Source organism: Streptomyces sp. NPDC040589 (assembly GCF_055594445.1).
Genome location: NZ_JBVIWP010000012.1, coordinates 97,101 through 119,750, shown reverse-complemented (window position 1 = coordinate 119,750; position 22,650 = coordinate 97,101). Strand labels below are relative to the sequence as shown.

The 22,650-nt window shown below is 72.9% G+C and carries 20 protein-coding genes and 1 pseudogene; 12 read left to right on the top strand and 9 right to left on the bottom strand.

Going from position 1 to position 22,650, the window contains the following annotated elements; genetic code table 11:
* Positions 1-318: 318 nt before the first annotated feature.
* Both ACZ58V_RS36730 and ACZ58V_RS36725 read left to right on the top strand, forming a co-directional pair.
* Positions 319-822, top strand: a complete 504-nt coding sequence (locus ACZ58V_RS36730; RefSeq protein WP_471295674.1) for a hypothetical protein — start codon at positions 319-321, stop codon at positions 820-822.
* Between the two features lie 105 nt (positions 823-927).
* Positions 928-1,470, top strand: a complete 543-nt coding sequence (locus tag ACZ58V_RS36725) for a DUF4232 domain-containing protein (protein ID WP_471295522.1) — start codon at positions 928-930, stop codon at positions 1,468-1,470.
* A 7-nt stretch (positions 1,471-1,477) separates the two neighbouring features.
* Here ACZ58V_RS36725 and ACZ58V_RS36720 read toward each other — a convergent pair whose 3' ends face one another.
* Positions 1,478-2,590, bottom strand: coding sequence for a DUF2786 domain-containing protein (locus tag ACZ58V_RS36720; protein WP_468192617.1), 1,113 nt, complete (start codon positions 2,588-2,590; stop codon positions 1,478-1,480).
* Positions 2,591-2,704: 114 nt separating this feature from the next.
* On the opposite strand from ACZ58V_RS36720, the gene ACZ58V_RS36715 reads away from it, so the two are divergent.
* From ACZ58V_RS36715 to ACZ58V_RS36705, 3 genes are all read left to right on the top strand, one after another.
* Complete coding sequence (locus tag ACZ58V_RS36715) at positions 2,705-3,337, top strand: LysE family translocator (protein ID WP_468192618.1); 633 nt, start codon at positions 2,705-2,707, stop codon at positions 3,335-3,337.
* A gap of 68 nt (positions 3,338-3,405) precedes the next feature.
* Entirely contained in the window at positions 3,406-4,149 is a 744-nt protein-coding gene (locus ACZ58V_RS36710) for a Clp protease N-terminal domain-containing protein (protein WP_468192619.1), read from the top strand.
* A 66-nt stretch (positions 4,150-4,215) separates the two neighbouring features.
* Positions 4,216-5,907, top strand: a complete 1,692-nt coding sequence (locus ACZ58V_RS36705; RefSeq protein WP_471295519.1) for a bifunctional 3'-5' exonuclease/DNA polymerase — start codon at positions 4,216-4,218, stop codon at positions 5,905-5,907.
* A gap of 22 nt (positions 5,908-5,929) precedes the next feature.
* On the opposite strand, the pseudogene ACZ58V_RS36700 reads toward ACZ58V_RS36705, so the two are convergent.
* Together ACZ58V_RS36700 and ACZ58V_RS36695 are read right to left on the bottom strand one after the other, a co-directional pair.
* Positions 5,930-6,109, bottom strand: a pseudogene (locus ACZ58V_RS36700) (hypothetical protein); the annotation flags it as partial.
* Positions 6,110-6,313: 204 nt separating this feature from the next.
* The gene (locus ACZ58V_RS36695; protein WP_471295517.1) at positions 6,314-7,207 is read right to left on the bottom strand and encodes a glycosyltransferase family 2 protein; all 894 of its coding nucleotides are present in this window, start codon (positions 7,205-7,207) and stop codon (positions 6,314-6,316) included.
* A gap of 218 nt (positions 7,208-7,425) precedes the next feature.
* Here ACZ58V_RS36695 and ACZ58V_RS36690 point away from each other — a divergent pair, with 218 nt between their 5' ends.
* Both ACZ58V_RS36690 and ACZ58V_RS36685 read left to right on the top strand, forming a co-directional pair.
* Complete coding sequence (locus tag ACZ58V_RS36690) at positions 7,426-8,307, top strand: AraC family transcriptional regulator (RefSeq protein WP_468192623.1); 882 nt, start codon at positions 7,426-7,428, stop codon at positions 8,305-8,307.
* A gap of 266 nt (positions 8,308-8,573) precedes the next feature.
* Positions 8,574-11,648 (top strand): AfsR/SARP family transcriptional regulator, encoded by a 3,075-nt coding sequence (locus tag ACZ58V_RS36685; protein ID WP_471295514.1) that lies wholly within the window; start codon positions 8,574-8,576, stop codon positions 11,646-11,648.
* A gap of 16 nt (positions 11,649-11,664) precedes the next feature.
* Here the strand turns inward: ACZ58V_RS36685 and ACZ58V_RS36680 are convergent, their stop codons facing one another.
* On the bottom strand, positions 11,665-11,877 hold the full coding sequence (locus ACZ58V_RS36680) for a hypothetical protein (protein ID WP_468192624.1): 213 nt from the start codon (positions 11,875-11,877) through the stop codon (positions 11,665-11,667).
* 168 nt (positions 11,878-12,045) lie between these two features.
* Here ACZ58V_RS36680 and ACZ58V_RS36675 point away from each other — a divergent pair, with 168 nt between their 5' ends.
* Positions 12,046-13,038, top strand: coding sequence for a LuxR C-terminal-related transcriptional regulator (locus ACZ58V_RS36675; protein ID WP_468192626.1), 993 nt, complete (start codon positions 12,046-12,048; stop codon positions 13,036-13,038).
* A 481-nt stretch (positions 13,039-13,519) separates the two neighbouring features.
* Here ACZ58V_RS36675 and ACZ58V_RS36670 read toward each other — a convergent pair whose 3' ends face one another.
* Both ACZ58V_RS36670 and ACZ58V_RS36665 read right to left on the bottom strand, forming a co-directional pair.
* Positions 13,520-14,182 carry a response regulator transcription factor gene (locus ACZ58V_RS36670; RefSeq protein ID WP_468193020.1) on the bottom strand — a complete coding sequence of 221 codons (663 nt, stop codon included), beginning with the start codon at positions 14,180-14,182 and terminating at the stop codon, positions 13,520-13,522.
* Positions 14,183-14,206: 24 nt separating this feature from the next.
* Entirely contained in the window at positions 14,207-15,478 is a 1,272-nt protein-coding gene (locus ACZ58V_RS36665; RefSeq protein WP_468192627.1) for a sensor histidine kinase, read from the bottom strand.
* 173 nt (positions 15,479-15,651) lie between these two features.
* Here ACZ58V_RS36665 and ACZ58V_RS36660 point away from each other — a divergent pair, with 173 nt between their 5' ends.
* Complete coding sequence (locus ACZ58V_RS36660) at positions 15,652-16,290, top strand: DedA family protein (protein ID WP_468192628.1); 639 nt, start codon at positions 15,652-15,654, stop codon at positions 16,288-16,290.
* On the opposite strand, the gene ACZ58V_RS36655 is transcribed toward ACZ58V_RS36660, so the two are convergent.
* Positions 16,274-17,056: a thioesterase II family protein gene (locus ACZ58V_RS36655; protein WP_468192630.1), complete on the bottom strand. Its 783-nt coding sequence runs from the start codon at positions 17,054-17,056 to the stop codon at positions 16,274-16,276. The two genes, ACZ58V_RS36660 and ACZ58V_RS36655, sit on opposite strands and share 17 nt — an antisense overlap.
* A gap of 247 nt (positions 17,057-17,303) precedes the next feature.
* On the opposite strand from ACZ58V_RS36655, the gene ACZ58V_RS36650 reads away from it, so the two are divergent.
* From ACZ58V_RS36650 to ACZ58V_RS36640, 3 genes are all read left to right on the top strand, one after another.
* Positions 17,304-18,062 carry an ABC transporter ATP-binding protein gene (locus ACZ58V_RS36650; RefSeq protein WP_468192632.1) on the top strand — a complete coding sequence of 253 codons (759 nt, stop codon included), beginning with the start codon at positions 17,304-17,306 and terminating at the stop codon, positions 18,060-18,062.
* Positions 18,056-20,557, top strand: coding sequence for an ABC transporter permease (locus ACZ58V_RS36645; protein WP_471295507.1), 2,502 nt, complete (start codon positions 18,056-18,058; stop codon positions 20,555-20,557). Before ACZ58V_RS36650 ends, ACZ58V_RS36645 begins: the two co-directional genes overlap by 7 nt.
* A 131-nt stretch (positions 20,558-20,688) precedes the next feature.
* A complete protein-coding gene (locus ACZ58V_RS36640; protein ID WP_468192634.1) occupies positions 20,689-21,294 on the top strand; it encodes a class I SAM-dependent methyltransferase in 606 nt (201 codons plus the stop codon).
* An 84-nt stretch (positions 21,295-21,378) separates the two neighbouring features.
* Here ACZ58V_RS36640 and ACZ58V_RS36635 read toward each other — a convergent pair whose 3' ends face one another.
* Both ACZ58V_RS36635 and ACZ58V_RS36630 read right to left on the bottom strand, forming a co-directional pair.
* Positions 21,379-22,365 (bottom strand): TauD/TfdA family dioxygenase, encoded by a 987-nt coding sequence (locus ACZ58V_RS36635; protein WP_471295505.1) that lies wholly within the window; start codon positions 22,363-22,365, stop codon positions 21,379-21,381.
* 8 nt (positions 22,366-22,373) lie between these two features.
* On the bottom strand, positions 22,374-22,625 hold the full coding sequence (locus ACZ58V_RS36630) for a hypothetical protein (protein WP_468192637.1): 252 nt from the start codon (positions 22,623-22,625) through the stop codon (positions 22,374-22,376).
* Positions 22,626-22,650: the final 25 nt, after the last annotated feature.

The window sequence follows — 22,650 nt, the reverse complement described above, 5'->3', positions numbered from 1 at the left end:
AGCACCCCAGCCGCCCCGGGCGGACCCGTGCCACCCGGGCCGCCTGCTCGCCGGTGCCCGGACGCCCGGGACGCCCCTCGCGGGCGGGAGGGCCCCATCGGCCAGACGTCAGAGAGGCACCCCATGGGTCGGACGTCCTGGTAAGAGCCAGGACGCAGGGGGCCCCGTAGGCCAGCCAGCCGGTACGAGCCGAGCGGGGTCGTCCCCCGGGGCTCTTGACCGGCCCTGGTAGCTTGCTTCGGTCGTTCCGGCACAGGGGTCGGCCGGTTCCGTCCGGGTCGGCCGGCTACAGGTTGGGGGCTTGCAGTGACTTCGGTGATGTTCTGGCGCCGCTCGGACGCCGTGCGCGTCGCGGCGGCGGCCGCGGGGCTGGCGCTCGCGCTGACCGCGTGCAGCAGTGACGGCGACTCAGGGGACGACTCCGCGTCCAGCCCGGCCCCGTCCGCCTCGGCGTCCGCCGACACCGGCGGCGGATCAGGCGACTCCGGCTCCGGTTCCGGTTCCGGCTCCGCCACGCTGGCGGGCAGCTGGCTCGCGACGACCGGCGGCAAGGCCGTGGCCCTGGTGATCACCGGCAAGCAGGCCGCGCTCTTCGCCACCGGCGGGAGCGTGTGCAGCGGCACCGCCGGCGAGGAGTCCGGGATGCGGATGATCCGCCTGAAGTGCACGGACGGCAGCAAGGACCGGACGACCGGCATGGTCGACTCCCTCGACAAGAGCAGCCTGAAGGTCACGTGGGAGGGCGGCCTCGGCGCGGAGACGTACACCAGGAGCGAGGGCGGCAAGCTGCCGACCGGACTGCCCACGGCGGGACTCGGGTAGGAGTGCGACTCCGGAGGGCGGCCTGCCCGGGTGCGTGATGGCCCGTCCGTCCGAGATGATCCATCCATCGGAACCGCTCACCGCCATCACGCACCAGAGGTCCCCATGCGCACCCTTCCTCCCCTCGCCCTGGCCGCCGCCCTCGCCGGGACGCTCCTGCTGACCGCCTGCGACGACGACGGGGCCGGCGCCGACGACGTCAAGAACGCGGACCGGCCGGCAGCCTTGGCCTGCGCGCTCGGCGACATGGGCGTGAAGGTCGGGGCCGGCGCCGCCCCGGCCGCCGGGGACACCGGCACCGTCACCGTGACGCTCACGAACAAGGGCGCGCAGTGCACGCTGAAGGGCTACCCCGGCGTGGACCTGATGGCCGACGACAGCACGACGTCCGTGTCCCCGGACCAGGCCGTGAAGGCCCAGCCGCTCACGCTCGGCAAGGGCGGCACCACGTCCTTCACCATCACCTACGTCCGGGGCGAGGCGGGCTCCGCCAAGAGTCTCCCGGTGCGGAAGGCGTCCTTCACCCTGCCCGGCGCCACCAAGGACGCGCACACCCTGACGTGGTCGTACGGAGAGGTCGCCCGGAAGGACGGGGAAAGCGGCGCGGCCGAGGCCTCGGTGAGCGGCTTCGAGTCCTCGGGCGACTGACGGCAGATCAGCGCAGCGGCGGCCGGTGCCCGACCTGGGCCCGGTCCGCCGCCTGCGCGCCCTCCGTCCAGCCCGCCGCGTCGCGCACCCCGCGCAGCCGGGTCGTGGTCGTCTCCGGGAACATCCGGTCCAGCCGTCCGGTGACCGCGACGTCGCGGGAGGCGAGGACCGGGAGCAGGTCGTCGGCCACCTGGGCCTGGGCCACGTCCGCCAGCCGGGTGCCGATGCGGTGGGCGTAGGCCGCGAGGAAGGACTGCCGGAACGTCTTGGTGCGCTTGCGGCCCCCGGCGCGCTGGGCGGCCTCCGCCTTCGTCATCGCGGTCGTGGCCTGCACGAGGAGCGAGGTGTAGAGGAGTTCGACCGCCTCCAGGTCCGTTTCGAAGCCGACGACGGTGGAGAAGCCGAAGGGTTCGTTCCACACCGCCCGGCAGTGGTTGGCGGAGGCGACGGCGTCCAGCAGCACCGCCTTGGCCTGCTCGTACGGCGGTTCCACACCGATACGGCAGGCGCCGGGGGTGTCGGGCGAGGGCGCCCGCGCCGCGAGCAGCGCCTCGTCGACGCTGTGCCGGGCCATCAGCTCCTGCGCCTTGGCGCTGAGCGCCTCCGCCTCCTCCGGGAACCCGGTGGCCTCCGCCTTGGCGAGCAGGGCACGGATGCGGGTGAGCATGCGGGACTCGGCCCTGGCCGCACCGGGCGCCTCCCCGGGCGCCTCGTCGAGGGCCTCGAGGGCGGGCAGCCGCAGCAGCAGGCGGTACAGCTCCAGCACGGCGGTGGCGTGCGAGAAGCGGTCGGTGCGGGGCGGGGCGTCGGCGGGGAGTTCCGCGAGCTGCGCGCTCCAGCGGCGGCCGCGGGGACGGTCGCCGGGTGCCTGCGCGCGGATCAGCGCGGCGACGAGGAGCACGTGCACGTCCTCCAGCTCGCTCCGGACGATCCGTACGACGTCGGCCGGCTGCCAGCCGCGCCGCCAGGACGCCGCCACGAACTCCTCCCCGCGCCGGGCGAGTTCGGCATCCGCCGCCGGGTCGGAGGCGAGCAGGGAGGCACCGGTGTCGAGGGCCGTCTCGCCGGTCGCGTACAGGGCCGCTTCGAACGCGCGGTCGACGATGGGGGACGTACTCACGGGCCGATGGTGCCACGCCGTCCCGGGCCGCCCGGCACCGCACCCACGGCCTCGTACGTCTCACTCCCCGGAATTCGGTCGTCCTCGCCCGGCGGGGATTCGAGCATGGCCCGCATGGTGGACATGTCTCTGTACGCGGCGTTCCTCGTCGCCGCCTTCGCGCTCTGCGTCACTCCCGGTCCCGACCTGATGTTCATCGTGGCGGTGGGCGGACGGGGCGGGCCCGCCGCCGGGGTGATGGCCGCGTTCGGGGTGGCGTGCGCGATGCTCGTGCACGCGGTCGCGGCGGCTCTCGGTCTGTCGGCCCTGTTCACGGCGTTGCCGACGCTGTACCACGTGCTGCGCTGGGCGGGCGCGGCCTATCTGCTCTTTCTGGCGGTGAAGGCGTTCCGCGACCGGTCGGTGCCGGGCGAGGAGGGAACCGGCGCCGTGGGGCCCGGGATGCGGCGGGCGTTCTGGCAGGGCGCGATCACCAACCTGCTCAACCCGAAGGTGATCCTCTTCAACGTGGCCTTCCTGCCGCAGTTCGTGGACCCGTCACTCGGGCAGGTCCAGGGCCAGTTGCTGCTGCTCGGCGTCACGCTCGTCGTGATGGGCTTCCTGTGGGACGGCAGCGTGGGCCTGCTCGCCGGGCGGCTGGCGTCCTTCCTCAGGCGCAGCGCCCGGGTGAACCGCTGGCTGAACATCGTCTCTGGGACGGTGTTCACGGGGCTGGCGGTGCGGTTGGCGGCGACGTCGCCGAAGTAGCCGTCGAAGGCCCCATGGGTGTCAACTCTCGGTTGACACCCATGGGGGCGCAACCTACGGTTGACACTATGACGACGAACCCCAGCATCACGTCATCCGTACGCCTCGACGACCTGATCGCGGCGATCAAGAAGGTTCACCAGGAACCCCTCGAACAGCTCCAGGACGCTGTGATCGCCGCCGATCACCTCGGTGAAGTGGCCGACCATCTGATCGGCCACTTCGTGGACCAGGCCCGGCGCTCGGGCGCCTCCTGGACGGACATCGGCAAGAGCATGGGCGTCACCCGGCAGGCCGCGCAGAAGCGCTTCGTGCCGAAGGAGTCGGCCGACCTCGACCCGAGCCAGGGCTTCAACCGCTACACGCCCCGCGCCCGCAACACGGTGATGGCCTCGCACAACGCGGCCAAGGCCGCGCACAACGCCGAGGGCCTGCCCGAGCACCTCGTCCTCGGTCTGCTGGCCGAGCCCGACGGTCTCGCCGCGAAGGCGATGGTCGTCCAGGGCGTCTCCCTCGACGCGGTGCGCCAGGCGGCGACGGCGGCGCTCCCGCCCGCCGTCGAGGAGGCCCCGGAGCTCGTGCCGTACGGCCAGGCCGCCAAGAAGGTCCTGGAGCTCACCTTCCGCGAGGCCCTGCGCCTCGGCCACAACTACATCGGCACCGAGCACATCCTGCTGGCCCTGCTGGAGCACGAGAACGGCGAGGGCGTCCTCAACGGCCTCGGCATCGGCAAGGAGCGGACCGAGCAGTACGTCGTGACGGTGCTGGAGAAGATCATGCAGGCGCAGAAGGAGACGCTCGACGAGGCGTGACACCGCCCTGGCGGCGACCGGAGGCGATCGAGGGGCGTTGTCAGACCCCCCTGTCAGACTCACGGCATGACCGACCGGTGGGCACTCGCTCCGGCCGAGGACGGTGGCGTGGACGTCGCCCCCCTCGGTCCGGACGGGCTGCCCGCCGGGCCGGTGCGGCGGGAGACGGATCCCGCCGAGGCCGTGCGGAGCCGTCCCGGCGTCACGCGGTGGGTGTGGCGGTCCACCGCCGAGGTCTACCCGCGCCTGCTCGCCACGGGGGTGCGAGTCGAGCGGTGCTACGACATCGAGGCCGCCGAGACGCTCCTCCTCGGCCACGAGGGGCGGTACGGGGAACCACGCTCGGCCGCGGCCGCCCTGGCCCGGCTGCGCGGCGGCCCCGTACCGCCCGATCCGCCCCAGCGCTCCGCCGAACCGGGCTCGCAGTCCTCCCTGTTCGATCCGCGGGGCGTCCCGCTCCCCCTGCCTGACCTCCTCGCGGTCTACGCCGAACAGCAGCGGCGGCACGCGAGCGCCGAGCACCCCGACCGCATGCGGCTGCTCACCGCGGCCGAGTCGGCGGGCATGCTGGTGGCCGCCGAGATGAACCGCGCCGGGCTGCCCTGGCGCGCCGACACGCACCGCGCGCTGCTGCACGACCTGCTGGGCGAACGGTACGCGGGCCGCGGCGAGCCCCGCCGTCTGGCCGAACTGGCCGACGAGGTGTCCACCGCCTTCGGCCGCCGGGTGCGGCCCGACCTGCCGGCCGACGTGATCAAGGCCTTCGCCCAAGCCGGGATCAAGGTCTCCTCGACCCGCCGCTGGGAGATCGAGACGATCGACCACCCGGCCGTGAAGCCCCTGATCGAGTACAAGAAGCTGTACCGCATCTGGGTCGCCCACGGCTGGTCCTGGCTCCAGGACTGGGTGCGCGACGGGCGGTTCAGACCCGAGTTCCTCGCCGGCGGGACGGTGACCGGGCGCTGGGTGACCAACGGCGGGGGCGGGCTCCAGATCCCCAAGGTGATCCGGCGGGCCGTGGTCGCCGACCCCGGCTGGCGGCTCGTCGTCGCCGACGCCGACCAGATGGAGCCGCGCGTCCTCGCGGCGATCTCCCGCGACCCGGGCCTGATGGAGGTGGCCGGCCGGGAGACCGACCTGTACCAGTCCGTCTCCGACCGCGCCTTCTCCGGCGACCGCGACCAGGCCAAACTCGCCGTGCTCGGCGCGGTCTACGGCCAGACCTCCGGCGACGGCCTGAAGAACCTCGCCGCGCTCAGACGCCGCTTCCCCAGGGCGGTGGCGTACGTCGACGACGCGGCCCGCGCCGGCCAGGAGGGCCGGCTCGTGCGGACCTGGCTCGGCCGGACCTGCCCGCCCGCGGCCCGGGCGACGGACGACGGGACGGAAGAAGCCGGCATCCCCGTCGCCGACGACGACCACTCCGACACCGCCGCCCCCTGGGTGCCCGGCTACGCCTCCACCAACGCCCGCGCCCGCGGCCGCTTCGCCCGCAACTTCGTCGTCCAGGGCAGCGCCGCCGACTGGGCGTTGCTGCTGCTCGCCGCGCTGCGCAGGGCCTGCGCGGAGCTGGCGGCCGAGCTGGTCTTCTTCCAGCACGACGAGGTGATCGTGCACTGCCCCGAGGAGGAAGCGGCAACAGTCGTCGCGGCGATCCAGGAGGCCGCGTCCCTGGCCGGCCGACTGACCTTCGGCCAGACGCCGGTGAGGTTTCCGTTCACTACGGCGGTGGTGGAGTGCTATGCGGACGCCAAGTGACGCCCCGACACCGGCCGGTTGGTCAGTCGGCCGGGGCCGGCGGTTCGCGGAGTTCCGTGACCACCGTCTGCTCGTCCGTTCCGTCCAGTGCCGCGAGCGCCGAGCGCCACTCCTCGTACGCCGTCTCGGTCCGCCCCCGCTCCCGCAGCAGCAGCCCGCGCTGGTGGCGGGCGAGACCGCCGGTGTAGCGGTCGGCGCGGGCACCGTTGGCCATATGTCAGCGATCCGTTGGCAAAGCCTGATGTGATCACTACATCGGATCCGGCCCGGCGGTGCGCGCGTCTGGACGCGCAACTCGGGGGAGTGTCGCCGCCGCGGCCGGGTCCGGGTCCCGGTCGGCGGAGGTGAACGGCCGGGGCCCACTCAACCTCTCCGGCGCCCTGACCGCCTTCTCGGCCGGTCGGCGTCAGATGACGGGCGGCCGTCCCAGCCGGGTGAGCCGCCACACCGTCCGCCACCGCATGGGCCGCCGCTCCCCCGCCGGCTCTCGTACGCCTTCCACGAATCCGCCGAACCACGCACGCAGCCCGGCGCCCGACCGGTTACGGGCGAGGGTGAGCAGCACCCACACACCCAGGTGGACGGGGACGAGCGCGAGCGGCAGCCGGCGGCGGGCCAGCCAGACCCGGTTGCGTGCGTTCACCCGGTAGTAGATGGCGTGCCGGGCGGGCGAGGTCTTCGGATGCCGGAGCAGCAGCTGAGGTGCGTACAGGATCCGCCAGCCGGCATCCACCGCGCGCCATGCGAGGTCGGTCTCCTCGTGCGCGAAGAAGAACTCGGCGGGCCAGTCGCCGACCTCGTCGAGCATCGCCATCCGCAGGGCGTGCCCGCCCCCGAGGAAGCCGGTGACGTAACCGCCCCGGAGGGGGTCCGAGTTGCCGACCCGGGGCACGTGCCGCTGCTGCGTCTCACCGAGCTCGTCGGCGATGCGGAAGCCGACGATGCCGAGCCGCTCGTCGGCGGCGTACAGATCCCGTACCCGGCGCAGCACGTCGGGGTCGACGAGCAGGCCGTCGTCGTCCAGATCCACCACGACGTCGATGTCCCCGAACTCCCGCAGCCGGGCAAGGGCCGCGTTGCGCCCGCCGGGGCAGCCGAGGTTCTCGTCGAGCTCGACGGCGGTGACCTCGCCGGGCAGCGACAGCCGCCGGGCGAAGTCGGGCAGCGGACAGCCGTTGCCGACGACGACGATCCGCTCGGGCGGAACGTCCTGCTTGGCCACGGACTCCAGCAGGGCGTCGACCTCGTCGGGCCGGTTGCCCATCGTCACCACGGCGACGGCGATCCGGGGCGCCCCCATGTCCTCACCTCGTCCCGGTCGGCAGCGGACGGACTGACCGGCGATGCTAACCGTTCACGGTAGGGCCCCCTTAAAGACGCCTGCCGGACGGCGGTTCGCCTACGCCGTTCAGCGCAGGCCGCACCCGGGCGGCACCCGACCGGAGCGGGCACAGGATGTCGGGTGCGGCAGGACCCGCGCTGCCTAGCGTGAGAGCACGAAAAGGAAGGAGACCGGACGTGCTGGACCGGCTCAACCAGGCGATGGACCAGATCGAACGGAACCTCGGCGACAGTGTCGACGTGACGGGACTGGCCCGTACGGCGTGCACCTCGGAGTACCACCTGCGCCGGATGTTCTCCGCGCTGGCCGGCATGCCGCTGTCGGAGTACATCCGCCGCCGCCGGCTGACGGTCGCGGGCGCGGAGGTGCTGTCGGGGGACGCGACGCTCCTGGAGATCGCGATCCGCTACGGCTACGGCTCCGGCGAGGCGTTCGCGCGGGCGTTCCGCACGATGCACGGCGTGGGCCCGGGCGAGGCCCGGCGTACCGGCGCCGCGCTCGTCTCCCAGCCCCGGTTGGCCTTCCGCCTCACCGTCGAAGGGAACAGCAGCATGCATTACCGCGTCGTCGACCGCCCCGCCTTCAGCGTCATGGGCTTCAAGACCCGGATCCCCCTGATCCACTCCGGCCCGAACCAGGCGATCATCGACTTCGTCCGCGGCCTCGACAAGTCCGCGGTGGACCAGTTGGAGAAGCTGTCCGACCAGGAACCGCGTGGCCCGGTCGCGGTCTGCGACGATCTGGACCCGAGCCGCGCGGAGGGCACGGAACTCGATTACTACCACGGCGTGATCACTTCGGCCCCGGCCTCGTCCGCGGCCCCCGAAGGCACCACCACCCTGCCGGTCGCGCCCGGCACCTGGGCGGTCTTCACCACTTCGGGGCCCGCCCCGCGGGCCATCCAGGAACTCTGGCGGGACGTGTTCACCGAGTGGTTCCCGTCCAACCCCTACCGCACCCGCCCCGGCCCGGAGATCCTCCGCACCCACCTGTCCCCCGACGGCCAGGAGGCGGACGCCGAACTGTGGCTCCCGGTGGAGCGTGAGACCACTCGCTGAGACACGCGAGAACCCCGGGCCGGCTGCCGTCCGGCCCGGGGTTCGGCCGAGCAGCCACACCTGTGAGACGGCCGCGGCAACCGCAGTGCCCTTTCCTTCAGTTGCGGGCCTACCGCAAAGCGGACCAATGCCGTGAATTGAGCGGGACAAGGGCCGAACCGGCATGTCCGGAACGCAGTTGACTTCGCCTTCCTTTTCGCGATCATTGCACGTGCGGCCCTTCCAATTCCCCCCTGCGTGAGGCATGGGGGCAACGGGGCGAGAAGGTGTCGCATGGCCGACGGGGGTGTGAATTCGCTGTGCGCGAAAGGGTGTCGTTCAAGCTGCTCGGACCGCTCGAGGCAGCCGTCGCGGACGAACCGATCCGGATCAGCAGTGCACGTCAACGATCAGTTCTGGCCACTTTGCTGCTTTCCTGCGACCGGGTCGTCTCGGTCGACAGCCTCACCGAGGCGGTGTGGCAGGGAGACCCTCCGGCCACCGCCCGGAACCAAATCGCCATCTGCATTACCGCGCTCCGAAGAATCTTCCGCGAGGCATCCGTGCCCGCGGAAATGATCGAAACGAGCCACCCCGGCTACATACTTCACTCCACACACTGCTATATCGATCTGAAAGACCTGAACCAGTCGGCGGCGAGAGCCCGAATGGTGGCCGCTCACAATGAACAGGCCGAGGAAGCGGCCAAGTTGTTCGAGCACGCTCTCGCCCTGTGGCGGGGCCCCGCACTCGACGGCCTCTCCGGAGCGCACATCGACGACGTCTCCGGTCAGCTGGCCGAGTTCCGGCTCGATCTGTGCGAGGAGTACGCGGCCCTCCAGCTGAGGCTCGGCCACCACCAGAAGGTCAGCGCGCAACTGGCGGCGCTGGTCAAGGAGAACCCGCTGCGCGAGCAGGCCCGGGCGCATCTCATGCAGGCCCACCACGTGGCCGGCCGGCGGGCCGAGGCGCTGCAGGTCTACCGCGAAGGACGCCGGGCCCTCGTCGACGAGCTCGGCATCGAACCCGGGCCCGTGCTGCAGGAGATGCACCGCCGGGTCCTGCAGGACGCCGACGACTCCGAGCCGCGCTCCGAGGCGCCGGCGCCCGCCAAGGCCGCCGCCACCACCGCCCCGTCCGCGGCCTCGTCCGACCCCGCCCCGCACGTTCCCGCCCAGCTTCCGCTCGCGCTGTCCACGTTCACCGGACGCGAGCCGGAGATCGAGGTGCTGGAAACGCTGCTGCACCGCAGTGCGGACGGGACCGCGCCGGCGGTGGCCGTCGTCACCGGGGTGAGCGGCATCGGCAAGAGCGCACTGATCGTGCACTGGGCGAACCGGGTCGCCGACCGCTTTCCCGACGGGCAGCTCTTCATCGACGTACACGGCTATGACAAGTCCAACCGGCCGCTGTCGTCCCTGTCCGTCCTCGACCAGGCGCTCCGCGGGCTCGGCGTGTCCAGCGCGCAGATACCGGCCGGGCTCCAGGAACGCTCCGCGCTGTACCGCTCCCTGCTGAACCATCGCAGACTGCTCGTCATCCTGGACGACGTGCGCTCGTTCCGGCAGATCCAGCCGCTGTTGCCGGGGCGCGGCCGGTGCATCGTGCTGATCACCAGCCGGGATCCGCTGGACGAACTGGCCAGCGACTACGGGGCGGTCCAGATCCAGCTGAACGTGATGACGGCGCACGAGGCCGACCGGATGCTCGCCACCGTGATCGGGCAGGACCGGGTCGCCGCCGAGCCCGAAGCCGCGGCGCGGCTCGCCGAGCTGTGCGGGCATCTGCCGCTGGCCCTGCGCATCGCCGCCGGCCGGCTCACCCCGCGCCCCTACCGGTCGCTGCAGCGGCTCGCCGCACGCCTGGAGGACGGAGCGGGCCGGCTCGACGTGCTCAGCCCCTCCGACGGCGGGGTGCGGGCCGGATTCTGGCTCAGCTACCGGGAGTTGTCGCCCGAGGCGGCCGTGCTGTTCAGGCGCCTCGCGCTGCTCCCCGTGGAGGGGTTCGCCGCGTGGGCGGGCGCCGCGGTGCTCGACGTGAACCTGATGAAGGCCGAGGACCTGCTCGAAGAGCTCGTGGACGCCCAGCTCCTCGAACTGTGCCTGACCCGGAGCGGACCGTCGGCCCGGTTCCGCTTCCATGAGCTGCTTCGTCTTTTCGCTTGGGAGCGCGCCCACGACGAGGACTCCGCCCAGGATCGCGCGGACGCCCTGGAGCGCGCCTACGGCACCCTGCTCACGCTCGCCGGCTCCGCACACCAGCTCCTCTACGGGGCCGGCCACCTGCCACGTCATTCGGCCCGGCTCACCCACGAGCTGCCGGCGGACGCGGTCACGGAGCTGCTCGCCGACCCACTGGAGTGGTTCGAGTCGGAGCGGGGCACCATCCTCGCCATGGTGGGCGCGGCGGCACGGCACGACGCCGCCGCCCACGCCTGGGAACTCACCGCGCGCGCCATGCCGCTGTTCGAGATGCGCAACTACCAGGAGGACTGGCAGCAGGCCGCCCAGAGCGCCCTGGAGAGCGCCCGGCGGACCGACGACGCCTTCGGCGCCACCGTCATGCTGCGCTCGCTCGGCTCGCTCGCCATCTACCAGCGCCGCTACCAGGACGCCGACGGCCTGCTGACCTCCGCGATGGAACTGCTCGACCGGGCCGACGACCCGCACGAGCGGGCGGTGGTGCTGCGCAATCTCGCCCTGTGCGCCCGCTTCCGCGGTGACCTCGACGGCGCGGCAGAACACTGCCGGGCCGCGCTCACCCGCTTCCGGGAGACCGACGACCCGGTCAGCGCCGCGCACGCCCTCGGCCTGCTGGCGCAGATCGAACTGGAGCGCGGTGACAACGACACCGGGATCGCGCTGACCCGGCAGGCCATCACGGCCAGTGCCGAGAGCGGGTCGGTGCGCGGCCGGGCCCAGAACGTCTACCGGCTCGCCGAGGCGTATCTGCGCATCGGCGCTCTGCGCGAGGTGATCGGGACCTGCCAGGAGGTCATCGAGCTCACCCGGGCCCAGGGCGACCGGCTCGGCGAGGCGTACGCGTTGCGCGCGCTGGGCGAGGCCCAGTGGCGCCAGGAGCTGTACGACGCTGCTGAATCGACCCTGGGCGAGGCGTTCACGGCCGCCGAGGACGTCGGGGACCGGTTCCTTCAGGCACGCATCGAGACCGACCGGGCCTGCTCCGAGGCCCTGCGGGGCGACACCGCGGCGGTGGACCGGCTGCGGCGGGCCCATCAGGACTTCACCGTGCTGTCGGCGTCCTCGTGGCAGGAGCGCACCGCCCGGCTCGTCGACGTCGTCGCCGAGGCCTCCGCCGAGGGCCGGCCGGTGCCGCTCGAGCGCCTCCTGGCCACCCGGTGACACCGGCCTGTCCCGACTACTTGGTCCAGGGCAGGTCGCCGTCGCCCAGAGCCCCGTCCAGCGCACCGTCCACCAGGGAGGTCACGTCCGTCACGGCGGTGCCGGGGCTGGGGCTGGGGCCGGGGCCCGTCCAGGGCAGGTCGTCAGCGCCGGCCGTACCGCTCATCAGCGCGATGTTGACCGCGACCGCACCGAGCACCGACACGACGAAACCCGTCTTCTTCTGCATGTCCTGGAATCCCCTCCGTCGCTGAACTCTTCAGCTGGAACAGACCGTACCCCAGCGAATCATCGCCGCTATTTCTCCTCGATTTCTCCCGCCTCCGGCCGGAGAAAATGAGCCGACATGACCGCGGGCTAGGGTCGGCTCCGAAGTCGACAGCGGAGGGGGACCAGCGTGCTCAAGGAGATCGGCGTCGGGATGGATGCGGAACGCGCCTACCGCGCTCTGCTGAGACAGCCGGGCGCGAGCCCGCAGGACATGGCGGAGCAGCTCGGATGGCCGCTCGACCGGGCCACCGGGGCCCTCGGCGAGCTCGCCGAACTGGCTCTGGTGCAGTCGTCGCAGGAACACCGCGGAGGCGCGCGGGCGGTCGATCCGGAACTGGGCCTGAGGTCGCTCGTGCAGTCCCAGGAGCGGGAATTGCTCAAACTCCAGCTGTCTCTCTCCGAGAGTAAATTGGCGGCTGAAAAACTCATCTCCGAATACCGGCGCGGAGCCCGTACCGAAGAAATTGACTCGGTTCAACTCGCCCAGGGTCCCGATGCGATCCAGGCGTGCATCGAAAAGGTGAGCCAGGAGTGCCGCGAGGAGGCCGAGGCGCTGCTGCCAGGCGGTGCGCAGCCGGCCGACCGGCTGCACGCGGCGAGGCCGCTCGACCGGATGCTTCTGGAGCGGTCCGTGCAGGTGCGGTGCGTCTACGCGCACAGCATCCGCAACGACCGGCCGACCACCGAGTACGCGCAGTGGCTGAGCGACCAGGGCGGGCAGGTCAGGACCGCGCCGCAGCTCCCGCTCAGGATGGTGATCTGGGACCGGAGCAAGGCCCTGGTGCCGCTCGACCCGGACCAGCCCGACCGGGGTGTGTTGCTGCTGTCGAGCCCTGGGCCGGTGGCCGCGCTGCGCGCCCTGTTCGAGCAAGTGTGGCGGCAGGCGTCCCAGTTCGGCCAGGAACGGCCGCAGGGCCGGGCGCGGGAGCTGAGCGACGAGGAGAGCGCGGTGCTCGGCCTCATGGCGGGCGGGCTCACCGACGAGGTGATCGCCCGCAAGCTCGGGGTCTCCGTTCGCACGAGCCGGCGGATCACCGCCGAGCTGATGACCAAGCTGGGCGCTCGCAGCCGCTTCCAGCTCGGGGCCGTCGCGGCGCAGCGCGGCCTGCTGACGGTCTAGACGGTCCCGGCGGCCCGGGCCGGCCCCACGCGGCCCGGGGCGCCTGGGGCGCCTGGGGCGGGCGCCTGGGGCGCCTGGGGCGCCTGGGGCCGCCCCAAGGAGCCAGCGGGCCTAGGCGACCCAGGGGGCCCAGGCGTCCCAAGGGCCCAGGGGACCTAGGCGGCCCAAGCGACCCAGGGAGCCCAGCAGCTCAAGCAGCCCAGGGAGCCCAGCAGCCCAAGCGGCCCAGCGGGCCCAGGCCGCCAAAGCGGCCCAGCGGGCCTGGGCGGCCCAAGCGCCCCAGGGAGCCCCGCAGCCCAAACAGCCCAAGCGACCCAGCCGGCCTAGGCGACCCTGCGGGCCCAGGCCGCCGAAGCGGCCCAGCGGGCCTGGGCGGCCCAAGCGACCCAGGGAGCCCAGCAGCCCAAGCAGCCCAGCCGGCCTAGGCGGCCCAGCGGGCCTGGGCGGCCCAGGGGGCGCCGTCCAAGCGGCCCAAGCGGGCCTAAGCGGTGTCCCCGGGCCGGCCGCGCAGATACGCGAGGACAGCGAGGACGCGGCGGTTGGTCGTGTCGTCGAGGGAGAGGTCGAGCTTGGTGAGGATGGAGCCGAAGTGCTTGCTGACGGTGCCCTCGCTCACCACCATGGCCGCGGCGATCGACGCGTTGGACTTGCCCTCCGCCATCAGCGCCAGCACCTCCTGCTCCCGCGCGGTGAGCCGGGCCAGCGGGTCGCGCCGGTGCCTGATCAGCTGGCGCACCACCTCGGGGTCGACGACGGTGCCGCCCTCCGCGACCCGGTGCACCGCGTCGACGAACTCCTCGACGTGGCCGATCCGTTCCTTGAGGAGATAGCCCACGCCGGTGCCGTCGGAGGAGTCGAGCAGGTCCTCGGCGTAGGACCGCTGGATGTACTGGCTGAGGACCAGGATCGGCAGTCCGGGCCGGCGGCGGCGCAGGGCGATGGCGGCACGCAGGCCCTCGTCGGAGAAGCCGGGCGGCATCCGTACGTCGGTCACCACGATGTCGGGTTCGTGCGCGGCGACCGCCTCGGTGAGCTCGTCCGCGGCACCCACCGCTGCGACCACCTGGTGCCCGAAGCGCTCCATGAGGCCGACGAGTCCTTCGCGGAGCAGGACACTGTCCTCGGCCAGCACGATGCGCAGCATCAGTTCCTCAATCATGCGGTCGGATCAGGCGGTTGAGCAGGGTACCAGCAGGCGGAACACGGTGGGTCCGCCGGGCGGGGAGGACACCAGCAGGCGGCCGTCGAGGACCGAGACGCGATCGGCGACGCCCTGCAGGCCCGTCCCCCGCCCGGTGTCCGCGCCCCCGTGACCGTCGTCCTCGACCTCCACGGTCAGCTGCCCCCCGTCCAGACCACCCCGTACCACGGCCCTGCTCGCGCCGCTGTGCTTGGCGACGTTGGCGAGGGCCTCGCTGACCGCGAAGTACACGGCCGTCTCGATCGCCTCCGGGGGCCGGACCGGCAGGTCGAGATCCACGTCGACGGGGATCGTCGAGCGGTCCGCGAGATCCTCCACGGCCGCCACCAGGCCTCTGTCGGTGAGGACTTGGGGGTGGATGCCGCGGATCAGCTCCCTGATCTCGACGAGGGCGGTGGCCGCCTCGTCCTGCGCCTTGGCGAGCAGCGGGCCGAGCGGCCCGTCCGACGCGTCGAGGCGGGCCAGGCCGAGGGTCATGGACAGGGCGACGAGCCGCTGCTGCGCCCCGTCGTGCAGATCGCGCTCGATGCGGCGCCGCTCCGCCTCGAAGGCGTCCACGAGACGGACGCGGGAGCGGCCCAGCTCCTTGATCTTCGAATTCAGTTCGCCGGTCGGCGAGGCCAGCAGGAAGCGGGTCAGGGCGGCCCGGCCCGCGGCGATCGCGCCGAGCGGGTAGGCGAAGACGGGCAGCAGCAACAGCCCGGCCAGCGCCGCCCCGAACGCCCCGGGCCAGCTGTCCACGATCCACATCTTGAGGACCCGTGCCTCCTCGCCGTCGACCGCCAGCATCACCGGCACCGCGAGCAGCCCGCCGCACACCAGGAGGACGGAGCCCACGACCAGCGCTTCGAGGGGCCACAGCAGGAAGCCGAAGAGCACCGCGTAGCCCAGCTCGCGCCAGGTGGCGCGTTCCTGGAGCCGGGTACGCAGCCAGGCGGTCAGTCCGGTGCGGTCGGGTTCGCGGTGCGGATCGGCGAGCGGCTCGCTGTCGATCAGACGCAGCCGGCGGCGCTCGACCGAGGCCAGCGGCACCCCGGTGAGGACGAGCACGAGCAGCAGCGGAAGGCCGACGACGACCACGATCAGCACGCTGCCCGCGACGGCGAGCAGCACGAGCGTGAGCAGGGTGATGATGCCGAGGACCGCGCTGCTGAGCAGGTACAGCGCCGCGCGCCAGGGCCAGCCGCTGCGTACGTAGTGGCGCAGATGGAGCCGGGTCCAGATCGTCGGGGGGTGCATGCGCCGCACGTTATGAGACCTTTCCGGCCCGGACCACCCAGCTAGCTCCACCATCGGGGTGGGCACCGGCTACCGGACAGGACTGGGCCCAGCTGCGATGTGCCGGAGTGCCCCCGCGCGGTCTGCTGTAAGGGCTCCGGACGACGGGGCGACGGCACTGCGAGAGGACCGAAATGGGCTGGATCCAGGAACAGTTGGCGGCTGTGCCCGTGTGGCTGACGCTGCTGATCGTCTTCCTGCTTCCCATGGCGGAGCCCGCGCTCCCTCTGCTCGGCATGCTGTTCCCTTCGCAGACCGCCTTGATGGCGAGCGGCGTCCTCGCGCACCACGGCGCGCTGCCGCTGCCCGCCGCGATCGCGATGGCGGTGCTCGGCGCGCTGGCGGGCAATGTGATCGGTCATCTGGTGGGGCGCCGGTGGGGCCTCAGGCTCGCCGCGAACCTGCCGGCCCGGGTGACCGGCTCGCCCGGCTACCGCGCGGCGCTGCACACCGTCGGCGCCTACAGCGCGCGGGCGGTGCTGCTCGGCCGGTTCAACGCGGTGCTGCGCACGCTGGTGCCGGTGATGTGCGGCGCCGTCGGCGTGCCCTGGACCCGCTTCCTGGGCCTGTCCCTGCTCGGCAGCCTGCTGTGGGCGCCCGGTTGTGTCGCGGTCGGGCTGCTCGCGGGCGGCTCCTGGCAGAAGTGGGGCGGCTCGGGGGTGCTCGCCGCCGGCGGCGCCGTGCTGCTGCTGACCAGCTCCCTGCCGATGCTGCTCTCGTACCTCAGCAGCAGGAAGGCCCAGGCGAACGCCGCGCTCACCACCGCTGGTTGAGATACGTCAGGAGTTGCGCCTCGTTCGGTACGAGGTAGAAGTGGTCGCCGGGAAAGACCTGGTGCTCGTACGTGGACGTGGTCAGGGGACGCCAGGACAGCAGGTCGGCCAGGGAGCAGCCCGGGTCGTCCACCCCGCCGACCGCGGTGATGGGGGCGCGCAGGGGCGCCGGCTCGGCGGGCCGGTAGGACTCGATGAGGCGGAAGTCGCCGCGCAGCGAGGGCAGCAGCAGCGGGCGCAGGTCGGGGTCGTCGTAGACGGCGGAGCCGAGGTCCCCGAGGCCTCGGGCCGAGGCGATCAGGCTGTCGTCGTCGAGGAGGTGGAGAGCGCCGCCGCGTTCGGTGTGCGGGGCGCCGCGCCCGGAGACGACGACGCGCTCGGGCACGATGCCGTGCCGCTCGTCGAGGCGGCGCGCCACCTCGTAGGCGACGGCGGAGCCGAGGCTGTGCCCGAACAGGGCGAGAGGGGCGCCGAGTCCGGGCCCGAGGACGTCCTCCAGGGCGTCGGTGATGCGGTCGGCGAGCTCCTCCATGGACTCGGCACAGGGCTCGGCGAGGCGCTCCTGACGGCCGGGGTACTGGGTGGCGAGCAGTTCCACGCCGCGCGGGAGGCGGGCCGCCCAGCCGTGGAAGAGGGTCGCCGTGCCGCCCGCGTGCGGGAAGCCGACGAGGCGCAGCCGGACGCTCCCGTCCGTGGCCGGGTAGCGCCGGAACCAGCGGCTCCTGATCCCCGCCCCCACAACGCCCCCTGCTCCTGCGACACCCATACGAATCCACCCTCGCCCTGTCGTCGGCCCCTGACGGGACCCTGCCCCGCCATGATCCGTCGCGCCCGGGCCCACGGGCGGGGACGGCGCGGGCAGGACGCTGCCGGTGCAGGTTCCTGCAGCCCCGCGCTCTGCCCTTTCCGTGCCGGGTGCAGCCATCGTGCACAGGAGGGTGGAGCTACCTCCACCCCCAAGACTCCGTCCCGCTGCGATGTCACCGTCGAGCGGGCCCGATTGAGTGGACACCATGAATCAAGCAGCCGTCCGGCTCCGCTCCGTGACCCGGTCCTACGGGACCGGCGACAACGCGGTCACCGCCCTCGACCAGGTCAGTCTCGACATCCCTCGGGGTACCTTCACCGCCGTCATGGGCCCCTCGGGCTCCGGCAAGTCGACCCTGTTGCAGTGCACCGCGGGGCTCGACCGGCCGACCGGGGGCCAGGTCTTCCTCGGGGAGACCGATCTGACCCGGCTGAGCGAGAAGAAGCTGACATTGCTGCGCCGGCGGCGCATCGGATTCGTCTTCCAGGCCTTCAACCTGCTGCCCGCGCTGACCGCCGAGCAGAACGTCGGACTGCCGCTGCGGCTCGCCGGCCGCCGCCCCAGGCGGTCCGAGGTCCTGAGCGTCCTGGAGAAGGTCGGCCTGCGCGAGCGCGCCGGGCACCGGCCCAGTGAGATGTCGGGCGGCCAGCAGCAGCGTGTGGCGCTCGCCCGCGCCCTGGTCACCAAGCCGGAGGTGCTGTTCGGCGACGAGCCGACGGGCGCCCTGGACTCCACCACGAGCCGCGAGGTGCTGACGCTGCTGCGGGGGATGGTCGACCGCGGCCAGACGGTGATCATGGTGACGCACGACCCGGTCGCCGCCTCCTACGCGGACCGGGTGCTCTTCCTCGCCGACGGCACGGTCCAGGGCGAGCTGCACACGCCGACGGCGGAGCAGGTCGCCCAGCGGATGACCGCCCTGAGCGCCGTCCCGTCGAAGGCCTCGGCGGTGGCGTCGTGCTGAGTCTCGCGCTGCGCGGGATGCGCGCCCGCTGGGTCACGTTCGTCGGTTCGTTCATCGCGCTCGCGCTCGGCGTCGGCCTCATCGCCACCACGGGCCTCGCGCTCGCGGCGACGTTCGACGCGCCGGAGCGGGGCACCGAACGGTTCGCCGAGGCGCGGGTCGTGGTGCAGGGCACCGACGAGGTGAAGGCCGACACCCCGATCGGGGTGCGGACGTCGACGCTGTCCAACCCCCCCGCGGTGCCGGAGAAGCTGGCGGACAGGCTGGCCACGGTGGGCCCCGTCGCCGCGGACCGTACGTTCCCGGTCTCGGTGCCGGACGCGGACCGGCGGTTCGGTGCGGACACCGCGCTCGTGGGCCACTCGTGGGCCGTCGCCGCGGCCACGCCGTACCGTCTCACCTCCGGACGCGCCCCCTCAGCGCCCGGCGAAGTCGTCGTCACGACCGGGCCCGCCGCGCAGGTGCGCACCGGGGACCGGATCCAGGTGACCACGCCCGAGGACGCCGCCACCCGCACCGTGGTCGGCACGGTGCCGGCGGCCGGCTTCGAGTCGGCGGTGTTCTTCACCGCCGCCGAGGCCGCGCGCCTGTCACCGCGGATCGACCGGGTGACGGTGGACGCCGACCCGGCCGCCGTCCGCGCGGCGCTCGGTACCGGCTCGGGCATGACCGTCCTCACCGGCGACGACCGGCGGCGCGCCGACCCCGACCCGGACCGCGACAAGGAGGCCCTGGTCTCCGTGAACGCCCTGCTCGGCACCGCGGCCGGCATCACCGCGTTCGTGTCGGTGTTCGTGGTCGCCTCGACCTTCACCTTCGCGGTGGCGCAGCGCAGGCGGGAGTTCGGACTCCTGCGGATGGCGGGCGCGACACCCGGTCAGGTGCGGCGCATGGTCTACGCGGAGGCCCTGGTGATCGGGGTGCTCGCATCGGGCGCGGGGTGCTGGCTGGGCCGGTGGGCCGCGCCGCGGCTCGCCTCGTGGATGTCGGGGCAGGGCCTCGCCCCGGCCTGGTTCCGGATCGGTGAGCAGGCCTGGCCGCTCCATGTCGCCTTCTGGACCGGCCTGACGGTGGCCCTGTGCGGCGTCGTCGTGGCGTCCTTCCGTGCGGGCCGCACCGGCCCGACGGCGGCGCTGCGGGAGTCCGCCGTCGACAGCGGCACGATGCCGTGGAGCCGCCTCCTGGTGGCCGCCGCCGTGCTGCTCACGGGCCTCGGCCTGCTGGTGACGGCGCTGGTGGACGACCCCGGCGACGTGCTGAAGCGCAAGACGTACATCACCCAGCCGATGCTGCTCATCGTGGCGATGGCCCTGCTCGCGCCGCTTCTGGTACGGCCGCTGACCCGGCTGCTGACCTGGCTGCCCGCCCGGCTGCCGGGCGCCGTGGGCATGCTGGCGCGGGAGAACGCGGCGGCGGGAGTGCGCCGGACGGCGGCCGTGGCGGCGCCGGTCATCATCACCGTGGCGCTCGCCTGCTCCCTGATGGGCACGACCGCCACCATCAACGAGGCCAAGGCCGCCGAGGCCCGCGCCCAGACGCGGGCCGACTACGTGGCCTCGTCGGGCGACGCGGGCCGGGCGCTGCCCGCCGACTTCGTCCGGGCGGCTCGTGCCGTCCCCGGCGTCACGGTCAGCACGTCCCGTTCGACCGGGGTGACCGTCCTGGAGGAGGGCACCGCCCTCGTGCGCTCCGAGGCCCGCGCCGTCGGCAGCGGCACGGACCTGTCCGCGGTGTCACAGCTCCCCGTCGTGGCGGGAAAGCTGACCGACCTCGATGACGACAGCATCGTCGTCAACGAGGAATGGCTGACCACGCGCGTCGGCGACCGGGTGCCCGTCTGGCTGGGCGACGGCCGCAAGGCGAACCTCAGGATCGCCGCGGTCCTCGGGGTCGGCACCGGCAACAACGGCGTGTACCTCACCGAGCGCAACGCCGCCGGCGCGGGCGTCGACCGCGTCGACATCAAGGTCGCCGCCGACGCGGACCGGGCCGCCGTCGACCGGCGGCTGCGCGCGGCGGGCGCGGCGAGTGGCGTCGAGGTGCTCGGCGCCGGGCAGTGGATCGACGCGCACTACCCGCGCTCCAGCGAGTCCACCCGGCTCGGCCTGCTGATGATCCTGGCCATCGCCCTGGTCTACACGGGCATCGCGCTGGCCAACACGCTGGTCATGGCGACCACGGACCGGGTCCGCGACCTCGCCGCGCTGCGCCTGACGGGCGCGACGAAGCTCCAGGTGCTGCGCCTGGTCGCCGTCGAGTCGGTGATGGTCGTGGTGGTCGGCGCGGTGCTCGGCGCCGCCGTCTCGGCGGTGAACCTGCTCGGCGTCCGCACCGCCCTCGGCCTGCTCGACGTGCGCTCCACGATCGTCGTGCCATGGCCTACGGTGGGCGCGGTGATCGCCGCGAGCGCCTTCCTCGCGGTCCTCGCGGCCACCCTGCCCGCGTCGTTCGCCCTGCGCACCCGGCCGGTGGAGCTGGCGGGCATGCGCGAGTAGTCCCGCCGCGGACGTACCGGCCGATCCACCGATCCCTACGAGCCCGAGAGGCACAGAAGTTGACGAGTGAGACCGCCGCACCCGGGTCGTTGTTCAGAGAGTTCCTGCGCAGTCCCCGGGAGGTCGGTGCCATGGCTCCCAGTTCGCGCCGGCTGGCCACCGAGGTGACCCTGCCCGTGCCCGAGTCCGGCGACCCGGTGGTCGTCGAACTCGGGCCCGGCACCGGGGCGTTCACCGGACTGATCCAGGAGCTCCTCGGCGGTCGCGGCCATCACCTGGCCGTGGAGATCAACCCCCGGCTCGCGTCGTCGCTCGCCGAGCGCTTCCCGCGCGTGCAGGTCCTGAACGACGAGGCGGCCGCTCTGCCGCGGCTGCTCGCCGAGTGCGGGCTGGGTGCGGCGGGCGCCGTCATCAGCGGGCTGCCCTGGGCCAGCCTGGACCTCACGACGCAGCGCACGACGCTCGACTCCGTACGCCGGTCGCTCGCACCGCAGGGGGCGTTCACGACCTTCGGCTATGTGCACGCGACGTACCTGTCGTCCGCCCGGCGCTTCCGGCGCATGCTCGGCTCGTCCTTCGAAGAGGTGGTGCCGGGCCGCACGGTGTGGGGCAATCTGCCGCCGGCGTTCGTCTATCACGCGCGGCGTCCACGCCCCCGCCTGGCGCCCGCGACCCTCGATCTCCTCGTCGCGCAGGTCGGTGCGCGTGCCGCGGCGAGCACAGGCATGCGCTTCTGAATCCCCCGGGGAGCGCATGAGTCCGCCGCCGTACCTGACAACGGTACGGCGGCGGATCCGTGTCGGGGGGGGCGCCCCGTGGCGTCAGGCGTCGGACGGCTCGGCCATCGCCACGGCGATCTTGCGCGGGCCGGTGAAGGGCTCACGGGCGTGCGCGGCCAGCATGTTGTCGACGACCAGCACGTCGTGCCGCTGCCAGTCGAAGCGGGTGCTCGCGTCCCGGTAGCACTGGCGCAGATGTGCGACGACATCGTCGGGGATCGGCGCCCCGTCCCCGTAGTAGGAGTTGGTGGGCAGGTCCTCGGGCGCGAAGATCTCCAGGAGTCCGTCGCGCACATCGGGGGCGACCGTGCTGACGTGGAAGAACGTGATGTGGTTGAACCACACGCTCTCCCCCGTCACCGGGTGCCGGTGCACCGCGTCGCGCACCGCTGTGGTGCGCAGCCCGCCCGCGGTCCACTCCACGCCGATGCCCTTCTCCGCGCAGTACGCGGCGACCCGGTCCTTGTCGTCGGTGTTGAACGCCTGCTGCCACGGCACCCCGAAGTCCTCGTGGAAGTTGCGCACCACACGCCAGCGGCGCCGGGTGAACTCCTCCCGCACGTCGGGGTCGATGGCCGCGTGGACGGCGCGGATGTCGGCGAGCGGAGTGGCGCCGAGCGTGTGGGCGGGCTCGATGCAGAAGAAGTACAGGGTCTGCGGCCAGACCGACTGATACGAGTTCTCGTTGTGCAGGAAGATCTCCTCGTCCGCCGGGTAGTCGGTCGAGGTGTACACCTGCCCCTTGATGGTGGAGCGCGGCGAGGAGCGTTCCGCGTAGGTCAGCGGCGGGGTGCCCGACAGGGCGTGCACCGAGCCGTTGAAACCGTCCACGCCGTCGACCGCGAAGCCGCGCAGCAGGACCGCGCCGCGCTCGACGAGGGCGGCGCGGACGGCCGCCCGGTGCTGTGTGAGGTACGCGCCGATCTCCACGGAGGGATCGGGTGCGAGGAAGACCTTGGGGAAATGGCCCGGGAGGTCGACTCCCTGGGCCGGCACGCCGGTCGGGGTGGGTATCGCATGGGTGGTCATGGTGGTGGTCAGCTCCTGGAGGAGGCGAAGGGTTCGAGCAGGGAACGGGACAGCGCGGATTCCCGGGTGCGCGGGACGACGGGACCCGCACGGCCCACAGGGCCGGCAAGCGCCACGAAGAGGTCATTGCGGCTCGGCACGTCCTCGACGAGCCCGCCGCCGTCGCCCTTGGCGCTGGGGCCGACGAGGGAGCCTGGGTCCTCCGGGTGGACCTGCAAGGACTCGATCTCCCCGGTGATGCCGACGCCGATCGCTGTCACGACTGCCTCCTTGCGGGTCCGGCAC

Bases quoted from the DNA above. Each gene is read 5' to 3' on its own strand.
- ACZ58V_RS36710 (WP_468192619.1), top strand. From the start codon at position 3,406: ATGACGACGAACCCCAGCATCACGTCATCCGTACGCCTCGACGACCTG.
- ACZ58V_RS36655 (WP_468192630.1), bottom strand. From the start codon at position 17,056: ATGGGTGTCGCAGGAGCAGGGGGCGTTGTGGGGGCGGGGATCAGGAGC.
- ACZ58V_RS36635 (WP_471295505.1), bottom strand. From the start codon at position 22,365: ATGACCACCCATGCGATACCCACCCCGACCGGCGTGCCGGCCCAGGGA.
- ACZ58V_RS36665 (WP_468192627.1), bottom strand. From the start codon at position 15,478: ATGCACCCCCCGACGATCTGGACCCGGCTCCATCTGCGCCACTACGTA.
- ACZ58V_RS36715 (WP_468192618.1), top strand. From the start codon at position 2,705: ATGGTGGACATGTCTCTGTACGCGGCGTTCCTCGTCGCCGCCTTCGCG.
- ACZ58V_RS36705 (WP_471295519.1), top strand. From the start codon at position 4,216: ATGACCGACCGGTGGGCACTCGCTCCGGCCGAGGACGGTGGCGTGGAC.
- ACZ58V_RS36660 (WP_468192628.1), top strand. From the start codon at position 15,652: ATGGGCTGGATCCAGGAACAGTTGGCGGCTGTGCCCGTGTGGCTGACG.
- ACZ58V_RS36640 (WP_468192634.1), top strand. From the start codon at position 20,689: ATGGCTCCCAGTTCGCGCCGGCTGGCCACCGAGGTGACCCTGCCCGTG.
- ACZ58V_RS36670 (WP_468193020.1), bottom strand. From the start codon at position 14,182: ATGCTGCGCATCGTGCTGGCCGAGGACAGTGTCCTGCTCCGCGAAGGA.
- ACZ58V_RS36730 (WP_471295674.1), top strand. From the start codon at position 319: ATGTTCTGGCGCCGCTCGGACGCCGTGCGCGTCGCGGCGGCGGCCGCG.
- ACZ58V_RS36680 (WP_468192624.1), bottom strand. From the start codon at position 11,877: ATGCAGAAGAAGACGGGTTTCGTCGTGTCGGTGCTCGGTGCGGTCGCG.
- ACZ58V_RS36695 (WP_471295517.1), bottom strand. From the start codon at position 7,207: ATGGGGGCGCCCCGGATCGCCGTCGCCGTGGTGACGATGGGCAACCGG.
- ACZ58V_RS36725 (WP_471295522.1), top strand. From the start codon at position 928: ATGCGCACCCTTCCTCCCCTCGCCCTGGCCGCCGCCCTCGCCGGGACG.
- ACZ58V_RS36650 (WP_468192632.1), top strand. From the start codon at position 17,304: ATGAATCAAGCAGCCGTCCGGCTCCGCTCCGTGACCCGGTCCTACGGG.